We start from the raw sequence: 18682 nt of genomic DNA on the forward strand, positions 1-18682 counted from the left end.
ACGAATCATATAGCTGCTGGGTTGGACCATCAAGTCGAGCGAAGGTTCGCCGGCTGGTTAAGTTCAGATGCCGGATTGTTCGCTGCTATTTCCCTGATTTTCCTGGGGTTTTTGCCGCACCGGCAGCTCGATATCGGTGATCAGGGGCAGGTGATCGGAAGCGAGGCGGGTCAGCTCGGTGCTGGGCACCTGAATCTTCTTGACGTGGAGGTGCCGGTCAATGAACACGTAGTCGATTCGCGCCTTGGGCATTCGGCTGTAGTAGGTCCCCTGGGGCTTGTAACGCGGTGAGTGCAGCTGGGCGTCCCGCAGTTGCGTGGAAAGCAGTTTGTGCTCGGCGGAGTTGGGCAGTGCGTTGAAGTCGCCGACCAGGATCTTGGCTCCCCGGCAGTCCGGGTGGCCCAGCCATTCCGGGCCGATCAGCGCCTCCACCTGGGCCAGCCGCTCCGCCTTCTGCAGGCCCAGATGGGTGTTGAGCAGTTGGACTTTCTGACCGTTCAGGTCGATCTCCACCCACAACGCACCGCGGGGTTCGTCCACCGTGGGCAGGAAGCGGCTGCCGGAGCCCTCTGGCGGGCCGGGAAGAATGTCCCGCTTGACCAGCCGCATGGGCAGGCGGGAGAGGATGGCATCTCCGTAGCGCTCTTCCTCGAGGTGGATGGCGGGGTGGAAGTGGAATTCCATCTCGAGGAAGCGGGCGATCTCCTGTGCCTGGTCTGTGCCGCCGCTGCGGGGGCGGCTTACATCCAGCTCTTGCAGCGCCACCACATCGGGCTGATAGCGGGCGATGACCCGGGCAATCCGCTCCGGTGCATAGCGTCCGTCGAGCCCGCGGCAGCTGTGCACGTTGTAGGTCATCACACGGATGGTGCGGGCCGCTACCGGGCGGGGTAGCGGTGAGGGCGGTTGTGCACGCTCGAGAAAAGCCTGGGCAGTCTGCCGCAGGTCCTCGGCCCGCCAGTGGCCCTTGCGCGGCGCGCGGATATCCGCCGGCAGCAGGCAAAAGCCATGGGTCTCGTTCGGCCCCGGACCACCGTGACTGCCATTCTCCACGGCGAAAGTCATGGGTTCTTCCCCCGCGCACCAGCCAGACATGAGGAAGTCCCCCGCATCCGGGTGCCGGCACAGCTTTTCCAGGTCGGCGGCGGTCTCATCGGGGAAGGGATGGGCGTCGCCCATCAGCCAGTGGCCGTCTTTCGGCAGTTCCACCGGCCCGCTGTGGTGCCAGCCCCGCACTGGCGCGTCATCTCCCTCGCCGTCCTGGTAAAGCACCAGGGGCACCGAGGCCTTCTCGACAATCAGCCGGGCCACCTCGGCGCGCTGGGCGGGCTCCACCGGCAGGTTATAAAGCATTGCCATGGGTCCAAGCGCGGCCAGCGCGAGGGGGGATTTACCACTATCGTTGCCGCTCTCCTCCTCCGGGATCAGCTTTCCAATCCACTCACTGCCGAAAAGCCGGGCCCGTTGCAGCTGGTGCCCGTGCTCGCCGGTACTGCGGTAATCGTCGGTGGCTGCGGGAAGGTCTGCGAGCGCCTCGCTGATCGCTTCGCCTATACCGCGGCCGTGACGGGACTCGTAGGGTTCCGCGTGCTCCTGCCCGTGGTCGGACATGATCCACACGTCATACTGGCGGCGCTCCGAGCGATGTGCGGCACGCCAGATGCGGGAAATGGCATCGTCAATGCCTTTCAGTGTCCAATGCGCGAAGGCAGAGCTGGGACCACGCCGGTGGGACTGCTCGTCGTAACCGAGAAGATTGACATAGATGATGGGCAAGCCTCGGGCGATATCGATCTTCACCCCGAAGGTGCAGAGTTCCCGCATCAGGATGGTCACGGCCACCCGGGTGGGCACGAACATCAGCTCCCGCCAGAGGTCCTGTCCACCAATGACGCCGCGGATGGAATCAATCAGGGCCAGGAATGTTTCCACCACCAGCAGCGCGCCGGTGCGGATCAGCCCCCACAGGTTACTGAGTAAAAGCAGTAGCACCGTCCAGGGGCTGGCTTCCCGCAGCGCCGGACCCCAACCGCGGGAGGCGGGGCAAAAGTGCGCTTCGCCGTCGCTGGTACCGGCACGGAAGAGGCTGAGGTAGCAGCTCCCGCCCTGAAGGAGCGGGCGCTCCCCGGAATCCTCGAGCTTTTCCTCTACCTTCATGGCCGCCCCTGGTTCGTACATGCGAACCAGTTCGTTGGTATCGCGCATCATAAAACCAAAAGCCGGCACTACAGCACGTACGCCATAAAAGAGTTCCGCCTGCACGGCTGGGGTCGTGGAGGGCACTCCGGGGAAAAGGTGGTGAAGAGAGTAGTGCTCCTTGCGGATCAGGCGGCGCAGGAAAGGCATCCTGCGTTTTGTCAGGGCCTTTTCCAGCTGCGGGTAGGCGAGGCCGTCGACCTGGATAATGATCAGCCCGTAGTCGTTGGGGTGGCTGTCGCTCTTCGGCAGCTTGAGGAGTTTGGCCATCCACTCGCTGCGGCTGAATTTACGCCGCCAGCGCCGCAGGGCTGTTTCGATCCGCGTCATCATGATCAGGAGGACCGGGGTTGCGTGGTGTTGAAGGCTGCACCCGCGGCGCTGGTGACGCCCTCGATGATGTCCCACTGCGCACCGATCAGGTTGCGCAACCGCATCCACTGGGCATAGAGGGAGTCGTCGATGACCCATTCCTGCTTCAGTAATGGCTGATACAGGTCGAGGGCGCGCTGGGCGCAATTCTCCATAGAAAAAGACTCCGCGGTCTCAAGGGCGGCCTTGCGGATGGCATCCTGCTCTGCAGTGGACTGCCGGTAGAGCCAGTTGATGGCATCCACAAATTCGCGAATGTTTTCATTCATGACAAGGCAGCCATTGATCTGGTCTTTGACCACTTCACGGGTGCCGTTGGCATCCAGTGCGATAACCGGTGTGCCGGCAGCCATGGCCTCGGTCAGTACCATGCCCTGGGTCTCGCTGGTGGAGGCGAACACGAAGGCGTCCATTGCCCGGTACGCGTCGCGCTGCGCCGCCCCTTGAAGTGTGCCCGGCATGTGCAACCGATTCGCGAGACCTCGCGAGCGGAAAAGGTTTTCGATGGTCTTGGCACTGGGCCCGCTACCTACCAGCAGGAAGTGGCTCTTGCCCTCCTTCTGCATAAATTCCGCGGCCGCGCCGGCAAGAAACTCCAGGTTTTTTTCTGGTGCCAGGCGGCCCAGATGCCCGAGCAGGAAAGCGTCCTCCGGGATGCCGTATTGCCGTCGGGCTGCGTGACCGTCGGCCGGTTCGAACTGCTCCGCCGCCACACCAGTTGGTACCTCGGCGATGGGTGTGGTTACACCGCGAGAGCGGAGCAGCTCGGCGATACTCTGGCTCGGGGCAAAAACAAGGCTGGAGAGATTGGCGTACCGGGTCGCGAGCTCGATGACAAAGCGTTTCAGGGCCTGGGAGTCCGCCGGTACGTAATGGGTGTATCGCTCGTAGAGTGTGTGATGGGTAAAGACCAGTGGCAGTTCGCGCGAGCGGGCGATACGCAGGGCGGTCATACCAAGGAGAAACGGGTGGTGGGAGTGCACGATATCCGGTCGGAAAGCATCAAGCTGTTCGGTCAGGTCTCCGGAGAATGGCAACGCGACAGAAAAGTCGCTGCCATTGAAGTTCTGCAGGGCGTGGATGCGCAGCACATCTGTTTCGACTGGGTCAAGGTGGGCAAAAGTCGGTGCCACTACCAATACCCGGTGACCACGCCTGCGGTATTCGGCGCTGAAGGCGGCCACGGAACGGGCAACGCCACCCACGTGGGGCAGGTAGGTATTGGTGAGCATGACGATGTTCACTGGGCTGTGAGCTCCACGCTGTTCTGACCGTGCTGCACCTCCACCTCATCGTATCCGAGGGCCCTGACTGCTATCAATGGCTCACCGTGATACCAGTCTGCCTCCCAGGACACCCGGGGGGAGTCGCCGGGATGAATCTCCACTGAAACGATGCCGAATCGTGTCAGCGCAGGTCCGAAGCGAATTGGCTTTTCTGCGGCGGTATCTGCCAGCCATTCGACCGGTAAACCCCCGGCCAGTACCAACAGGTCTCCCTCTTCCCGGACGAAGCAGTTTCTCTGCATGGCTACCCATTCCGCCGCTGCCCAGGCGTGCTGGCCGTCACCCATGCAGCCGCCAAAGGAGTGCGGATGAATCGCCTCCGGCCACTGACCAGTGGGGGAGGCCAACCGGGCGACGTTGCGCATCAGCTCGACACAGCGCGCATCACCGGCCCTGAGCAGGACCTGCGCGATATGCAGTGTGAGATAGGCATTGATTCCGGAGTGGATCATGTCCTGGAAAAAGCCACCGCTGACGAAGCATTTCTCCATCAGAAATTCCGCCAGGTCCAGCAGTCGCGGATCCCTTTCCGGGTAAAGCTGCAGCGGGTAGCCCGCGGCGATGGAGCCGATCGCCCCGGCATCGAGCCGTCGGTTGGGGGAGGCGGGCATCGCTGGGCGACCGAGTCGCTCCGCACAACCGGCCAGACTGTCATCGATGGTTTTCTGAAAATCGTCAGCCTGGGCGGAGAACGTCTTGCTTTCATCACCGAGGCCGTCGCGGTCACACATGGCCGCCGCTGCCCGCTGGCCGGCCACGCCCCAGAAGTCGTCCCAGTAATAACAGTCGTTGGGGCCCAGGTGTTCGGCGCTGAAGCCCGCCGGCAACAGACCACCACAGCGAGAACCATCCTTGGATAGTCGTTTAGTGTCTATCCAGCGCGCTCCCCGCAGCATCGGTTCTTGCCAGGCACTCTTGAGCGGTTTGTTGGTGAGCTGGCAGAACAGGTCAAAGATCCACAATGCCTCCCCATTGGAGTCCCACTCGCCATCCTGCGAGTGGAAAAAACCATCGCGCTTTTGTCTTTTCGGGAACTGGTCCAGTGCTCGCTCCGCACGCTCCACTAACCCTGCGTGCAATAGAGACTGGATCATGAAGGCCGCATCCCGGAACCAGAAACGCTTGTAGGTATATGGGCCCGGATAGACATCCTTTGGGGAGTGGAGGACCAGCGTCCGGATCGCCGCATCATACATAAACTGCAGTTTGGAGTCGGGAACCTGCAGGCGGCAGTGGCCCTTCAGGTTCTCCTGCCAGCTGGGCGGTAATTGAGATTCATGGCGACCCGCCCCGAGCGGAATCTTGACTGAAATATCCAGCGGCTGTCCGGGCTCAACACGGAACATGGCTGCCGCCGTGGCCATGCCCACCTCACACTCGCCGTGGGTCCTGCCGCCCTCGTTGTCCAGATCCAGGTAAATGTCTCCCTGCCGGTAATCCGATGCCAGGTGATGCTCCACCGCCCGGTCAAACTCCACGGCAAACTTGTCCTCGACCAGCCATTGCCGGCGATTTTCTCCCAGGCGGACTTTGTGCAGGAGGCTGACCCCCTCCGGATTGTAGGGGCGCAACGAAACGACCAGCCAACCCCCGGTGGGGCACTGCCCATTAAGACTGAGGCGGCAAATACTGTCGCTGGATTCGCGCTCTACGAGCACGGTCTGCTGTAGTTGAAGATCCCCGAGCGTACTGCCGGTGACCACTGCGATATTGTCCTCGCGAATATCCAGGCGCTGTTCACAGTCTTTGAGCTTGGCGGGAATCAGGGTTTGCCCGTCACTCCCCATGAGCCAGGCGTCAATGGACCAACCATCGTAATGGGGCGTCAACAGGCCGCGGGGATCGACAATGGGCATTTCCTCACAGTCGGGCACACCCACTGCGGTCCAGTTGCGGTGACTGAGGTTGCAGTGGGTGATAGAGAAAGCCCGGGGAATAAAGGATTCATCCGCCGGGTCGAACTGTCGCTCGACCCAGTAGGGCCAGACCCAGTCCAGGTTGTGCTGAATCACCTTGCTGTTCATCAATGCCCGGGCGTGAAAGATGACTCCAGCCCGCAGCAGTTCGATGGGCTCCGCGACCTCTGAGGGCTGTGCGAACTGCTGCATCCTTGCCATCACGGAGAGCGGGTCCAGGAATCCGTGCGAGGTGGCGAACTTGCGAACGAAGAAGCGCCAGGGGAGCCATTTCATCCAGGGCATCAGAGATCCTCTTCCTCAATTTTTTCTGCCAGCGCACGGCGGGCCATGCGGGTGAGACCGATCAGGGCGATGACTGCCAGCACAAATCCCAAACCATACAGTGCCCACTGCACGGGTGTCCTTTCCGCGCCAGTCTGTCCCAGGGTCGCCAGATCGGCTGCAATGGAGCCTACATACACACTATTGACCGTTAATGGGATAATTCCGAAGAAATTACCGATCACGAAATCCTTGAGGCGCACCGGCGTCAGTCCAAAAAAGTAGTTCGATAATTTGAACGGAAAAAGTGGCACCAGACGGGTAAACATGATCATGCGCCAGCCCTCCCTGCGCATGACTTCTCCCAGGTTTGGCGGCCGAACATGGGACATCAGCCATCGTGAGGGACGCTCACCAAACAGATAGCGCGCAATGAGGAAGGCAAGGGTGGCCCCCAGGGTCGTACCGATCACAACGAACAAAGTGCCTTTCACCACACCAAAGACAAATCCCGCGCCCATGGTGAAGATGACACCGGGCGCGAGTGCCACAACTGCCAGGGCCATGATCAGAATAAACAGCAGGCTTGCTTGCCACCCCTTGCTGTCGAGCCACTGCAATAGCTCGATTAACTGGTCGTCCAGGTCAAAATACAACAGTAGCCCGATCGCGAGTGTCACAATCAGCACACAGCCTGCAAGAAACAATATATATCTATTCTTTGCCGTCATTATGCCGTTTTGGAATGACTCCGGAGGGTGGGTTGTAGCCTTTCACGTTAAAGACTAGACAACGCCTTGCAAGCTCGTTCGGTGGTAGCTCCACGCTTGCGACTAAATCGAACCGGCGCCATGCCCCTGCTTTTTCTTCAAGCGAACTCAGTACGGGCCGTGCCCATACAAGTATTCACTACTGTGCGCTCGACGAGAGAGACGGGGAGATGTGGGAGTGAGCAGCGAAGATTAGGCATGTCCGGTTACAAAATATCGCTTGCTGGAGCTCTCGGCCGGAAGTTTCAACCGCCCCTCAAATGGAGGTCGCGCCAGCCTGTGCTGGAATATTGAAAATAAGTTTGGGTCACATATAACTAATCTTTAGGAAAAATTTCTTTGTTCAGCTGCAATGATGATTCATGGAAGAGTTTATGTGGAATTTAAAAACGAGACGTGTCCCCTGGTCTGTGTTGGGCCTGTGGTTCCTGGGCTTCTTCTTCCCGCTGCATTGCTGGGCGGAGGCTACGGGAGAGCCGGAACCTGAGGTAGAGAACTCCCTTGGCACCTTTGGCGGTAGTGTTCTGCTGTCTTCAAACTACATGTTTCGCAGTATCTCCAATTCGAATGATGGGCCGCAGGTGCAGGGGGATATCAATTGGTCCCATGATGTAGGATTCTATGCCGGGCTCTGGGCATCGAATACCAACTTTGGCGGGCCTGGCAACAGCATGGAGCTAGACCCTTACATCGGTTTTGCCGGTAACTTTGGCGAGAGTGACTTCAGTTTCGACATCGGCTACTGGTCCTACAACTATCCGAAATCCGCATTTGATCTCGACTATGGGGAGATCTATGTCTACGTCACCTATACCAAAGACAAGTTCTCCATCACACCCAGTGTCTGGTATGCGGAAAACTACTTCGGCGAAGACTTCCTCGACGATGTCAGTGGAATTGCCTACGAGGTGACATTGGCGTACCAGTTCCCCAAAAATGTATCGGCTTCCCTGAGAGTCGGTGAGCAGGCTTTTGACTCCTCCTTCGACTACCTGGATTTCGTCTACTGGGATGTGGGCATCGACTGGGCCATTGAGGACTGGAGTATTGGTCTGCGCTGGCACGACACCGACGGCGTCGACCCATTCCTGGCCAGCCGTAAGCTCACTGATGGAGAGTTTGTGCTCGGAATTACCCGCAACTTCTGAGGTGTTGGACGGCTTAGCTCCTCTAGATACCAATTAGACACCAATACCGTAAAAGCCCCTTTTAAGGCGCCAAAAAATCTATTCCCTGGAGACGCCCCATGTCGGAACTGGATGATCGACTGTTATGGATACATGGAAAGTATGTTGAGCCTGCGGGAGGGGAGTATTTTGAATCGATCAACCCCGCCTCCGGTGCGGTGATCTGCAGAGTGGCCCTGGCCGGAAAGGAGGATGTGGAACGGGCGATCCAGTCGGCACGTGAAGGGCAGGCTGAGTGGGCAGGCATGTCCGGTGCTGAGCGGGGTCGCATACTGGTGCGCACGGCATACCTGCTCAGGGAACACTGTGATGAGCTGGCACGGCTGGAGTCCCTCGATGGAGGAAAGCCCCTGGCCGAGACCCCGGAGGCGGATGTGGGTTCTGCGGCGGACTGTCTCGAATATTTCGGCGGACAGGCGGCGTCATTGCAGGGAGAGTATCAGGACGTGCCGGGTGGTTTCTTCTACACGCGACCGGAGCCGCTTGGTATCTGTGCCGGTATCGGTGCCTGGAACTACCCCCTGCAGATTGCCGCCTGGAAGGCCGCACCGGCGCTGGCTGCAGGCAATGCCATGGTGTTCAAACCCGCCGAACTGACCCCTCTGTCCGCCCTGCGCCTTGCAGAGCTATTTAAAGAGGTCGGTTTGCCCGACGGTGTCTTCAATGTGGTTCAGGGCTTTGCCGAGACAGGGAAGTCCCTCACGACGCATCCTGCAGTCGCTAAAGTCTCCCTGACCGGGGAGGTGGGGACCGGAAAGGTCGTGATGAAAGCTGCAGCGGACACTCTCAAATCCGTGACCCTGGAGCTGGGTGGAAAATCCCCGCTGATCGTGTTTGATGATGCGCACCTCGATAACGCCGTCGGGGCGGCAATGCTCGGAAACTTCTACACACAGGGGCAGATTTGCACCAACAGCACCCGGGTATTTGTTCACGAAAAGATCAAGAGTGCCTTTGTTGAGAAGTTGGTAGCCAGGACCAAAAAGCTGAAGCTTGGTGATCCGCTCGATGCAAGCACGGATGTAGGCCCGATGATCAGTGCGGACCATATGCAGAGTGTCCTGGACTACATGGAAAAAGGTAAAGAGGAGGGCGGTAAGGTACTGGTTGGTGGAGGCCGGGCCGATGTGTCGGGTTATGAAAAGGGCAACTTCGTGCAACCGACCATTTTTGACGGCCTCACCGATGACATGACCATCGTGCAGGAGGAAATATTTGGCCCGGTGCTCTCAATACTCACTTTTACTGACGAAGAGGAAGTGCTGAAACGGGCCAACAGCACGGAGTTTGGACTGGCTGGCGGGGTGTTTACCAGCGATATCCAGCGCGCCCACCGCGTTGCGGCCGGCATCGAGGCCGGCATAGTCTGGATCAATGCCTACAATTTGACGCCTGTGGAGATGCCGTTTGGCGGCTTCAAACAGTCGGGAATTGGCAAAGAGAACAGCCGGCGGGCGTTTGAGCATTACGCCAAGTTCAAGACCGTTTATGTGGCTGAGGGCGATGTAGACGCCCCTTACTAGCCTCAGCTGGTTCTCTTGTGCCTACCCGATACTCTTGTGCTGCTGGGCTACAGGGGCGGGCTCGAAGTGCCAGGTTTTCATCCGGCAGCTCCTGACTGTGAATGCTCGTTCCCAGGTCGCCTGGTAAAAGTGCCTTATTGAAATCGCCCTATTTCAAGAGGGCTATTTCAGCGGTCGTTGGGGTTCACCTTCTCTCTGGCGATCTTCCCATGACTTGGCAGCATAGCTGTCCGCTTCAGATGGCGGCAGCAATCCCTTGCCGAGTACATGATCAGCGCCTTTTTCACCAATCATGATGGTAGGAGCGTTCAGGTTGCCATTGGTCACCGTCGGCATGATCGAGGAATCGATCACGCGGAGTTGTTCAATACCGTGTACCCGGCACTCCGGATCGACCACGGCCATTTCATCAGTGCCCATCCGACAGCTACCTGCGGGATGGTAAGCAGTTTCTGAAGACTCGGCGAGCCAGTTGTCAATTTCATCGTCTGACTGGACATCCGGGCCCGGGGCAATCTCTCGCCCACGATAGGGGTCCATGGCTTCCTGGGCGAATATCTCGCGGGTGAAGTGAAGGGCCGAGCGAAATGCCTGCTTGTCCTCTTCCCGATGAAAATAATTGAAAACCATTTCCGGAGCCTGGGCCGGATCTGCAGACTTGAGTTTGACCCAGCCCCGGCTGAGTGGTTTGTTGCAACCCAGGTGAACTTGAAAACCATGCCCCTTGACGGCACTGGAGCCGTCATAGGCAATAGCGCCGGCCAGAAAATGGTATTGCACGTCGGGCCACTTGAGCCCGGCGCGGGAGCGGATATAGCCATTGGACTCGAAGTGATTGGTGGCCCCGAGGCCCCGCTTGAAAAGTAGCCAGTTGATCCCGATCCAGGCTTTACCGAGTGGCCCAAGCCAACCGTTGAGTGTGATTTTCTGTTTGCATTCCTGTTGCACCCATACTTCCAGGTGGTCTTGCAGGTTCTGTCCTACCCCGGGCAGGTCGTGGACAACCTCGATCCCATGTTCTTTCAGGTGTTCCGCTGGACCGATCCCGGACAGCATAAGCAGCTTGGGGGAGTTGAAGGCGCTGGCAGAAAGAATAACTTCACGCTGCGCTCGCGCGCGGAATGTCTTTCCACCCTGTCGATATTCGACCCCGACGGCGCGCTTGCCATCCATGATCACTCTGGTGGTGAGCGCGTGCATCTTTAGCGTCAGGTTACTGCGCTGGAGGGCTGGTTTCAGGTAGGCGAGCGCGGTGGAGCAGCGAACGCCATCGCGCACCGACATATCCATCTTGCCAAAGCCTTCCTGGCGGTATCCGTTATAGTCTTCTGTGAACCCGTAACCCGCTTGCTTGCCGGCTTCGATGAATGCCCGGTAAAGCGGGTTTTGCATATTGTTGCCGTTACAGGTTGTGATCGGCCCTTTGCCGCCGCGATAGTCGTCGGCGCCGTAGACACAGGTTTCTGCCCGGCGAAAATAGGGCAACACGTCGGTGTAGCCCCAGCCATTTGCCCCGTGATCAGCCCACTCCTCGAAATCACCCGCACAGCCGCGCACAAAGGCCATACCATTAATGGAGGAGGAGCCACCGATGACTTTACCCCTTGCCTGATGAATCCTCCTTCCGTGCAGACCAGGCTCTGGCTCGGTGTAAAACTCCCAGTCGTATTTCGGCATATTCAGCGGAATCGAAAAGGCAGAGGGCATCCGGATAAAAATGGAATTGTCTTTACCCCCGAACTCCAGCAGCAGCAGGCTGTGATCCTTGTTTTCGGTCAGGCGGTTGGCCAGCACCGAGCCGGCTGAGCCTGCACCGACAACGATGTAGTCAAACGTCTGGTCGAACTGCTCTTCAGTCATCGGCTTTCCTCAGCTTGCACCCGGCTCGCCCTCTTCGCCAGGGGTGCGGTTGGCCAGCTCGCGCTTCATGTGCAGGTACTGCATGTGCGCCTCAAAGTGGTCGACGACATCCCCGATAAGCTGCTCCTTGGTGTAGCCCATCAGGTCATAGGTTAGGCCGCCTTGGCGCAGATGTGGCTCCAGCCGGTAATAACTGGAGCGGGGCTTCTCGGCGCGCACGGTAAACGCAGGCATCGCGCATTCACGCGGCCAGACCGCGTATGTGAAGTCCACCTCTTCGCCGAGGCTGACATCCAGTGCCAGGTGCAGGTCATCGCCTTTGCCGCCATGCACGCGCACAGGGTGCCCCCTTCCTTCCAGCTCCTCCTTCACCGCTTCCAGCGCGGGACGAACCCTTTCCTCTATGAACTGCTCCACCTGCTTGTGAGTGGGGAAGCTCATCGCACGGGACAGGCGCTGGGCCCAGTTACTCTTGCCTTCCGGCGACATGGTGCGGCCTGAAAGGTGGCCCGACAGGGCATCCTGCATACTGGCGGCCTTGAGACCTTCGAGCCGCAGGGCACGGTAGAGGCCGATCATCATCAGCACCAGCACGAAGGCAAAGGGCAGGCCCATGATTACCACGGCACTCTGCAATGCCCCAAGGCCGCCGGTCATCAACAGCGCGAGAGTGACGATACCGATGATGGCGGCCCACAGGATGCGCATCCAGGGGGGCGCGTCGTGGTTCGGGTCATGCAGCTTGCTGGTGAGGTTGGAGAGCACCAGGGAACCGGAGTCACCCGAGGTGACAAAGAACACGATCGCAAGGATGGTGACCACAATGGTTGTCAACGTGGTCCAGGGCAGTTTCTCCAGGAACAGGTAGATGGCTGACCCCGGCTTGGCGACCGCCTGCTCGCCAAACTCAGCGGCTCCGCCCATCACCAGGTCGATCGCGGAGTTACCCATGATGGACATCCACGCCGCCATGAACATGAACGGCAGGATCAGGGTGCCGGCAACAAAGCCCCGGATGGTGCGCCCGCGGGAAATCCGTGCGAGGAACAGGCCGACAAAGGGGCCCCAGGCTATCCACCAGGCCCAGAAGAAGATGGTCCAGGCATTCAGCCAGTCCTGGGGCGGGTCGAAGGCAAAGGTGTTGAATGACATCTGTACGAAGTTCTGGATGTAATCACCCATATTGGTGACAAAGGCATCCAGCAAGAACCGTGTCTGGCCACTGAAGAGCACGAACAGCATCAGCAGGATCGCCAGCAGCATGTTGAATTCTGACAGCCGTCGGATGCCGCGTTCCACCCCGGTTGCGGCTGAAATTGCCGCAAACACCACAATCAGGACCGCCAGCACCGCCTGGGTGCCGGTACCCTCCGGTATGCCGAACATGTACTTGAGGCCGAAGTTCAGCTGGATGATACCGATGCCGAGGCTGGTCGCCACGCCAAACACGGTACCCAGCACTGCGGCGATATCCACCGAATTGCCAATGGGACCTTCGATACGTTTGCCAAACAGGGGATAGAGAGAGGAACGGATATTCAGTGGCAGGCCGTAGCGGTAGCTGAAAAATGCCAGCGCCATACCCACCAGGCTGTAGACACCCCAGCCGGACAGGCCCCAGTGAAGATAAGTGATGGCCATGGCGTTGCGTGCCGCCTCCTCGGTACCGCCTTCCCCAACCGGTGGCCCGAGGAACTGGGTGACCGGCTCCACGATGCAGTAAAAGATCAGGTCAATACCGATACCTGCGGCAAACAACATGGCGGCCCAGGTCACCACATTGAATTCCGGTTCGGCATGATCTGGCCCCAGCTTGATATCGCCGTACTTGGAGACAGCAATGAAAATGACAAACACCAGGTAGGAGACAATGGCCAGGAAGTAAAACCAGCCAAAGCTGCCGGATATCCAGGCCAGAACACCGTAAATGACTTCGCTGGCCTGGTCGGTGAACAACATGGCCCAGAGCGAGAAGAGCACGATGCCAACGACCGAGGAGTAGAACACCACGGCCTTGAGCTTGGCCTCCTCAGGCGTGGCCTTGGATGTCTCAAATGAGGATTTGGGGTTGTGCATAAGAGTCTGTGGTCCCTGGTCAGTGACAGCGGAAAATCAGTTCCCACTGGCGGTGCGGGGCAGCCGTAGCCAGTAAAATTTGCCTCAGATAAAAGGTATAGACGTTTGGAACAACTCTGGTGTGCTCGGGCGGGGTTGGAAATCCGGAATCGTTCTGTCCCAGGGACCACCTTTAGGTCAGAATTCTCCTGGGCATCGGGCGAATGGGTCGGCGCGGAAGACTCGGCAGAGGAGTCAGGGAAGCCGAGTAGGGAGGCGCGCCTTGGCTATTTTACGGGCTCTAATTCAGGAAATTTCCACGTGCCCTCTAATATCTCCTTCCGCGGTTGATACATGCGAACCGCATAGTTCCACCCATCAGTGATCGGCAGGTGGTTAATGCTGTCGGGATCACCTCCGAAATTTATGGTGATGGAACCGTCGTCGTTCGGGGTGGCAGAGAAATTGTTGAAACTGTTGCGGCCGACCTCATTGGCCTCGAGGTAGCCGTCGGCGTTATAGACAGTGATGGACCAGAAGGCGTCCACCGGAACATTCTTGACCGTCACAGAATAGGGGGTCTTGCCGTCATTGGCTTCTACGCTACCCACTTCATAATAGGCGGCAGTGCGCGGCAGGCCGCCCCAGCCTGCGGCTGTACCCACCAGGTGATCGATGGGGCGCACCTCATCCCTGGCGCCATATGCATAAGTCGATTCGTAGCCCAGAGTGGCAAGGTTGTTCAGCGCCTGGCGCGCGACCTTGAGATCCTCGTGGTCCCAGTTGGGCGCCTCGAAAGGACCCTTGCCACCGCCACTCAAGACCAGTCGATCCTGTGCAGCGTGGGCTTTTGCCAGGTCATCGGGCTTGCTGGCGTCATAAAAGGTACGGACTGTTACCAGAGCGAAACGGGTGCCTACCTCATCCCTGGTCAGCTTATAGGTCCCCGGCTCTGACTTCATGAACATGTAGTGGTCCTGGTTGACCACGTGCAGGGACATGTAGCGGTCACCGACCTCCGGCAGGGTAATTTCAACGGGCTTGGAGAGGTCCAGGACCGTGGTTGAGTAAAGCGTGTCCTGGTTCATGCGGATGACCGGTTGGTTATCCGGGGTCGTGGGCTCACGCAGGTGTGTGAATTCGCCGAACCTGGTTCCGGCTTTCATGTTCTGGCGCACCATATGGTCGGATTCAGCGCGCACATAGTTGGCAATGTCGACACTGACCTGGTCACCGGAAACTTCACCTTCGGAGGCCATTCCCGATAAGGGAAGCGAGACGCATAGTAGCGCCGCCAAGGCGATATCAGGCCTGAGTCTTGCTTTCATGTTGTGTGATCCCCGTGGCACTGGGTGTTCGTCAGCATTGTAGTAAAAGAGGTGGTTCAACCGCTGGCTGTGAGTGCCTGGGCTGTGGTGCCCTCGGGTCTGGGGGGAATGACGGGTCGGCGCTATTCCGGTTTGTCTTGGGGCAGGGATGCGCTTCGCTGCGCTCGCGGCTCTCCGGGCTGGCGCCCTCCGGGTAGCTTCCTGCGCTCGCTGGTCTCCGCGGGCTGCGCCCGCTGGACTCGTGCAGGGCACTCGGGCCTCCGGCCCACCGTTGTATACTCCGGCGTCCCAATTTCCTTTGCAAATTGGTCGGCTCGAACGGGGTTCTCATCCAAATCTACCCCGGCACCATACAAAAAAACCCGGCAGGAGCCGGGTTTCTTTATATGGCGGTGGGGCAGGGATGCGCTTCGCTGCACTCGCGGCTCTCCGGGCTGGCGCCCTCCGAGTCGAACGTGGGCTCTCATCCAAATCTACCCCGGCACCATACAAAAAAACCCGGCAGGAGCCGGGTTTCTTTATATGGCGGTGGGGCAGGGATTCGAACCCTGGGACCTGTTACAGTCAACGGTTTTCAAGACCGCCGCTTTCGACCACTCAGCCACCCCACCAATTTGTCCGGCGCATTATACCGGTCGTTGTGACCGGTACAAGTGCGTCGGGGATTTTTTTAGGTAGTTCAATAAGTTAGCCGCATTTTTGAACAAAATGACGGCTAACCCTCAGGCGTTAACCCGCCTCGACGTCACTGGCGCTGTCGTTGGCCTGCTCAGCCTGGCGCGCGAGGCGCGGGTCGTTGGCAGGACGCTTCAGTTGGCGCGGCTGGTGCTGGATATTCGCGGGCTGTGCGGTATCCAGCGGTCGCAGTTCGCCGAGATCACGGTGTTCCGTGACGATCGCGAACTCCTGCAGCGGTTTCGGATTGACGCGGGGGTCGTTACTGGCCCGTGTTGCAACTGCTGCACCGGCGGTTTCGACCGACTCCTCACTGGTGGCGGGGAGGGCCTCCTCGGCGGCGACGTCCAGTGCAAACTCCTCGGCTTCGGCGGTGGCGTAGTCCAGCGTTGCTGCGCCGGTTTCGTGAGGTTCTGCTGCAGCCTGCTCCTCGCTTGCTGCCTCGGGGGTGGGAACCTCCTCGACAGGACTTTCTGCGGTTGCGGTTTCCTTCAGCTCGGGCTCGCTTCCAGTGGCCTTCACCGGAGTCTCTTCCTGGGCAGAAGGTGCTTCGGTCTCGGCTGTGGTAGCGACCTCGGGCGCGGGGCTTTGGGCAGGCTTGGCCTCCGGTTGCTCCGCGGTAGCGGCTTCTGCCTTCGCACCTTCAGGCTCTGCCTTGGGGGCTTTGGGCTGCTGCTCTTTGGCAACCGCTTCCTTCTTTTCGGACTCCTGAGCAGGGGCCTTGCCAGATTCCTGGGGGCGCTTTTTCGCCTCGGCAGGCTTTTTGGTCTCGGCGGGCTGTTCGCTGTCACCCCGCGAGCGCTGCTTGTCGGCGGAGATCTTTGCTTCGCCTTCAGCCTCGTCAATCGCCTCGTTCACTTCGCGCTCCAGCTCTTCCTGGCTCTGGGCGACAGCGGCGGCAGCGGCGTTGCCACCGCGACGGCCACGACGGCGAGGTTGTGGACGGCCGCGAACATTGCTGGGGCGGCGTGCCGGGCGTTGCTCGTCTGAAGTCTCTGCCTTCTCCTGCACGACTTCTTCGGCTTTGGTTTCTACCGTTTCGGTCGTGGTCGTCTGCTGCTCCTCGCGACGACGACGGCCCTCACCACCGCGACGGCGGCGGCGACGGCGCTGGCCCTGCGGGCGCTCGGCGCTGGTTTCCTTGGACTCTTCGCGTTTGTCTTCCTTGCGCTCGTCACGCTTGTCCGCGCGCTTATCCTCACGGGACTGTTCACGCTTCTCGCCTTCCTCGCGACCTTCAGCTCGCCCTTCACCGCGACCCTCTGCGCGACGGCGAGAGCCACGATTACCTCGGCCGCCACCACGGCGCTGATTGCGGTTGCGCTGCTGCTGGTAGTTCTTACCGCGGCCCTTGGACTTCTTGTGTTTCTTGGTGGTGTCTTCCTCGGTTGAGAACAGGGACGCAATGGCCGTCAGCAGACGCTGTAACAGGCCGGGCTCTGCCTTTTTCTCTTCCTTTGGCTTCTTTTGTTTTTTCGGCTTCTCGACCGGAGTCGGTGCCGGCGCGGTATGTGCGATCTGCTGTACCGCTGGCTGGGCTACCGGACGCAGTGGCTCCTCTTCCGCCTTGGCGGCTTCCTCGAGCGTCCCGGAAATCTTGTAAGAGGTTTCCAGGGTTGTCGCGTCATCGTCGCGGAGTCGCTGCACTTCGAAGTGCGGGGTTTCCAGCTCGGCGTTGGGAACCACGACCACGCGGGTCTTGTTGCGGGACTCGATCTGGGAGATTGCGCCGCGCTTCTCGTTGAGCAGGTAGGTGGCAACGTTTACCGGGCAGATAGCGCGAATTTCAGCACTGCGCTCTTTCTTCGCCTCTTCCTCGACCAGTCGCAGAATGGACAGGGCCAGAGATTTGGTGCCGCGGATGGTGCCCTGGCCGCTGCAGCGGGGGCAGACACGGAAAGTGGTTTCGCCCAGAGACGGGCGCAGGCGCTGACGGGACATCTCCAGCAGGCCGAAGCGCGAGATGCGGCCGATCTGGACGCGGGCGCGGTCCATGCTCAGTGCCTTGTCCATGCGCTTTTCCACTTCGCGCTGGTTGGACTTGTTCTGCATGTCGATAAAATCGATGACCACCAGGCCACCCATGTCCCGCAGGCGCAGCTGGCGGGCGATCTCGTCAGCCGCTTCCAGGTTGATGTTGCGGGCCGTTTCCTCGATATCGCCGCCTTTGGTGGCACGAGAGGAGTTGATATCGATGGAGACCAGGGCTTCGGTCACATCGATTACGATGGAGCCGCCGGAGGGCAGCTTCACTTCACGCTCGAAGGCGGTCTCGATCTGGCTCTCGATCTGGTAGCGATTGAAGAGGGGGATGGCGTCTTCGTAGTACTTCACTTTGCTGGCGTACTGCGGCATTACCTGGCGGGCGAACTCCGCGGCCAGCTGGTAGGCGCCCTTGTCGTCAACAATGACTTCGCCGATATCGTCGCGCATGTAGTCGCGGATGGCGCGAATGATGACGTTGCTTTCCTGGAACAGGAAATGGGGAGCTTTGGTGGTATCGGCTTCCTGCTTGATCGCGTCCCAGAGTTGCAGAAGGTAGTTGAGGTCCCACTGCAGCTCTTCGCCGCTACGGCCGACACCCGCGGTCCGCACGATGATGCCCATGCCGGACGGTACTTCGACCTCGGAAAGTGCATCGCGCAGATCGGAGCGCTCGTCGCCTTCGATGCGCCGGGAGATGCCGCCGGCACGCGGATTGTTGGGCATCAGCACCAGGTAGCGGCCGGCAAGGCTGATAAAGGTGGTGAGGGCGGCGCCCTTGTTGCCACGCTCTTCCTTGTCCACCTGGACAATGACTTCCATGCCTTCCTTAACCACGTCTTTGATCTTGACGCGACCCTCGATGTCCTTGGGTTGCTTCAGGAAGTACTCGCGGGAAATTTCTTTGAGCGGCAGGAAGCCGTGGCGCTCTTCACCGTAATCGACGAAGGCGGCCTCGAGAGAGGGCTCTACGCGGGTAATCTTACCCTTGTAAATGTTGGCCTTTTTCTGCTGGCGGGTGCGGTTTTCGATGTCCAGGTCATACAGCCACTGGCCATCGACCAGGGCAACACGCAACTCTTCTGGTTGAGTTGCGTTGATCAGCATTCTCTTCATGCGTGTCGTTAGTCCTTGCATTGAGCAAAGGAAGACACTGAAGTTCGCAGGCTCTTTGTAGCCCCGCGCACAGGCGTGGGGCGGGCAGGGGATCGCCGTTTTCCGGGTTCTGCCATCGGCAGACGGAAATTTGGGCAGTCTCACTGCTTAA

10 protein-coding genes and 1 tRNA gene are annotated in these 18682 nt (G+C 59.5%); 2 read left to right on the forward strand and 9 right to left on the reverse strand.

Annotated features, from left to right (window positions below; translation table 11 throughout):
- Nucleotides 1-63: 63 nt before the first annotated feature.
- The 4 genes from AWR36_RS03195 to AWR36_RS03210 are packed head-to-tail and all read right to left on the reverse strand — an operon-like array spanning nucleotide 64 to nucleotide 6723.
- A complete protein-coding gene (locus AWR36_RS03195; protein ID WP_067104447.1) occupies nucleotides 64-2529 on the reverse strand; it encodes an endonuclease/exonuclease/phosphatase family protein in 2466 nt (821 codons plus the stop codon).
- Nucleotides 2530-2531: 2 nt separating this feature from the next.
- On the reverse strand, nucleotides 2532-3812 hold the full coding sequence (locus AWR36_RS03200; protein WP_067080815.1) for a glycosyltransferase: 1281 nt from the start codon (nucleotides 3810-3812) through the stop codon (nucleotides 2532-2534).
- The gene (locus AWR36_RS03205; RefSeq protein ID WP_067080819.1) at nucleotides 3809-6055 is read right to left on the reverse strand and encodes a glucosidase family protein; all 2247 of its coding nucleotides are present in this window, start codon (nucleotides 6053-6055) and stop codon (nucleotides 3809-3811) included. Before AWR36_RS03205 ends, AWR36_RS03200 begins: the two co-directional genes overlap by 4 nt.
- Nucleotides 6055-6723, reverse strand: coding sequence for a TVP38/TMEM64 family protein (locus AWR36_RS03210; RefSeq protein ID WP_231745225.1), 669 nt, complete (start codon nucleotides 6721-6723; stop codon nucleotides 6055-6057). The genes AWR36_RS03205 and AWR36_RS03210 overlap by 1 nt, the downstream gene beginning before the upstream one ends.
- Before the next feature lie 455 nt (nucleotides 6724-7178).
- On the opposite strand from AWR36_RS03210, the gene AWR36_RS03215 reads away from it, so the two are divergent.
- Together AWR36_RS03215 and betB are read left to right on the forward strand one after the other, a co-directional pair.
- Entirely contained in the window at nucleotides 7179-7952 is a 774-nt protein-coding gene (locus tag AWR36_RS03215; protein WP_176491087.1) for a TorF family putative porin, read from the forward strand.
- A 98-nt stretch (nucleotides 7953-8050) separates the two neighbouring features.
- Nucleotides 8051-9514 (forward strand): betaine-aldehyde dehydrogenase, encoded by a 1464-nt coding sequence (gene betB, locus AWR36_RS03220; RefSeq protein ID WP_082679352.1) that lies wholly within the window; start codon nucleotides 8051-8053, stop codon nucleotides 9512-9514.
- Nucleotides 9515-9676: 162 nt separating this feature from the next.
- On the opposite strand, the gene betA is transcribed toward betB, so the two are convergent.
- The 5 genes from betA to rne form a co-directional block, all read right to left on the reverse strand.
- On the reverse strand, nucleotides 9677-11374 hold the full coding sequence (gene betA / locus AWR36_RS03225; RefSeq protein ID WP_067080829.1) for a choline dehydrogenase: 1698 nt from the start codon (nucleotides 11372-11374) through the stop codon (nucleotides 9677-9679).
- A 9-nt stretch (nucleotides 11375-11383) separates the two neighbouring features.
- Entirely contained in the window at nucleotides 11384-13450 is a 2067-nt protein-coding gene (betT, locus tag AWR36_RS03230) for a choline BCCT transporter BetT (RefSeq protein WP_067080833.1), read from the reverse strand.
- A gap of 266 nt (nucleotides 13451-13716) precedes the next feature.
- Nucleotides 13717-14757: a DUF1214 domain-containing protein gene (locus tag AWR36_RS03235; protein ID WP_067104448.1), complete on the reverse strand. Its 1041-nt coding sequence runs from the start codon at nucleotides 14755-14757 to the stop codon at nucleotides 13717-13719.
- A gap of 523 nt (nucleotides 14758-15280) precedes the next feature.
- A tRNA-Ser gene (locus AWR36_RS03240) sits at nucleotides 15281-15368 on the reverse strand.
- A gap of 118 nt (nucleotides 15369-15486) precedes the next feature.
- Nucleotides 15487-18531 carry a ribonuclease E gene (rne, locus tag AWR36_RS03245; protein WP_067080839.1) on the reverse strand — a complete coding sequence of 1015 codons (3045 nt, stop codon included), beginning with the start codon at nucleotides 18529-18531 and terminating at the stop codon, nucleotides 15487-15489.
- Nucleotides 18532-18682: the final 151 nt, after the last annotated feature.

This window comes from Microbulbifer flavimaris (assembly GCF_001641755.2).
Lineage (GTDB): Bacteria > Pseudomonadota > Gammaproteobacteria > Pseudomonadales > Cellvibrionaceae > Microbulbifer > Microbulbifer flavimaris.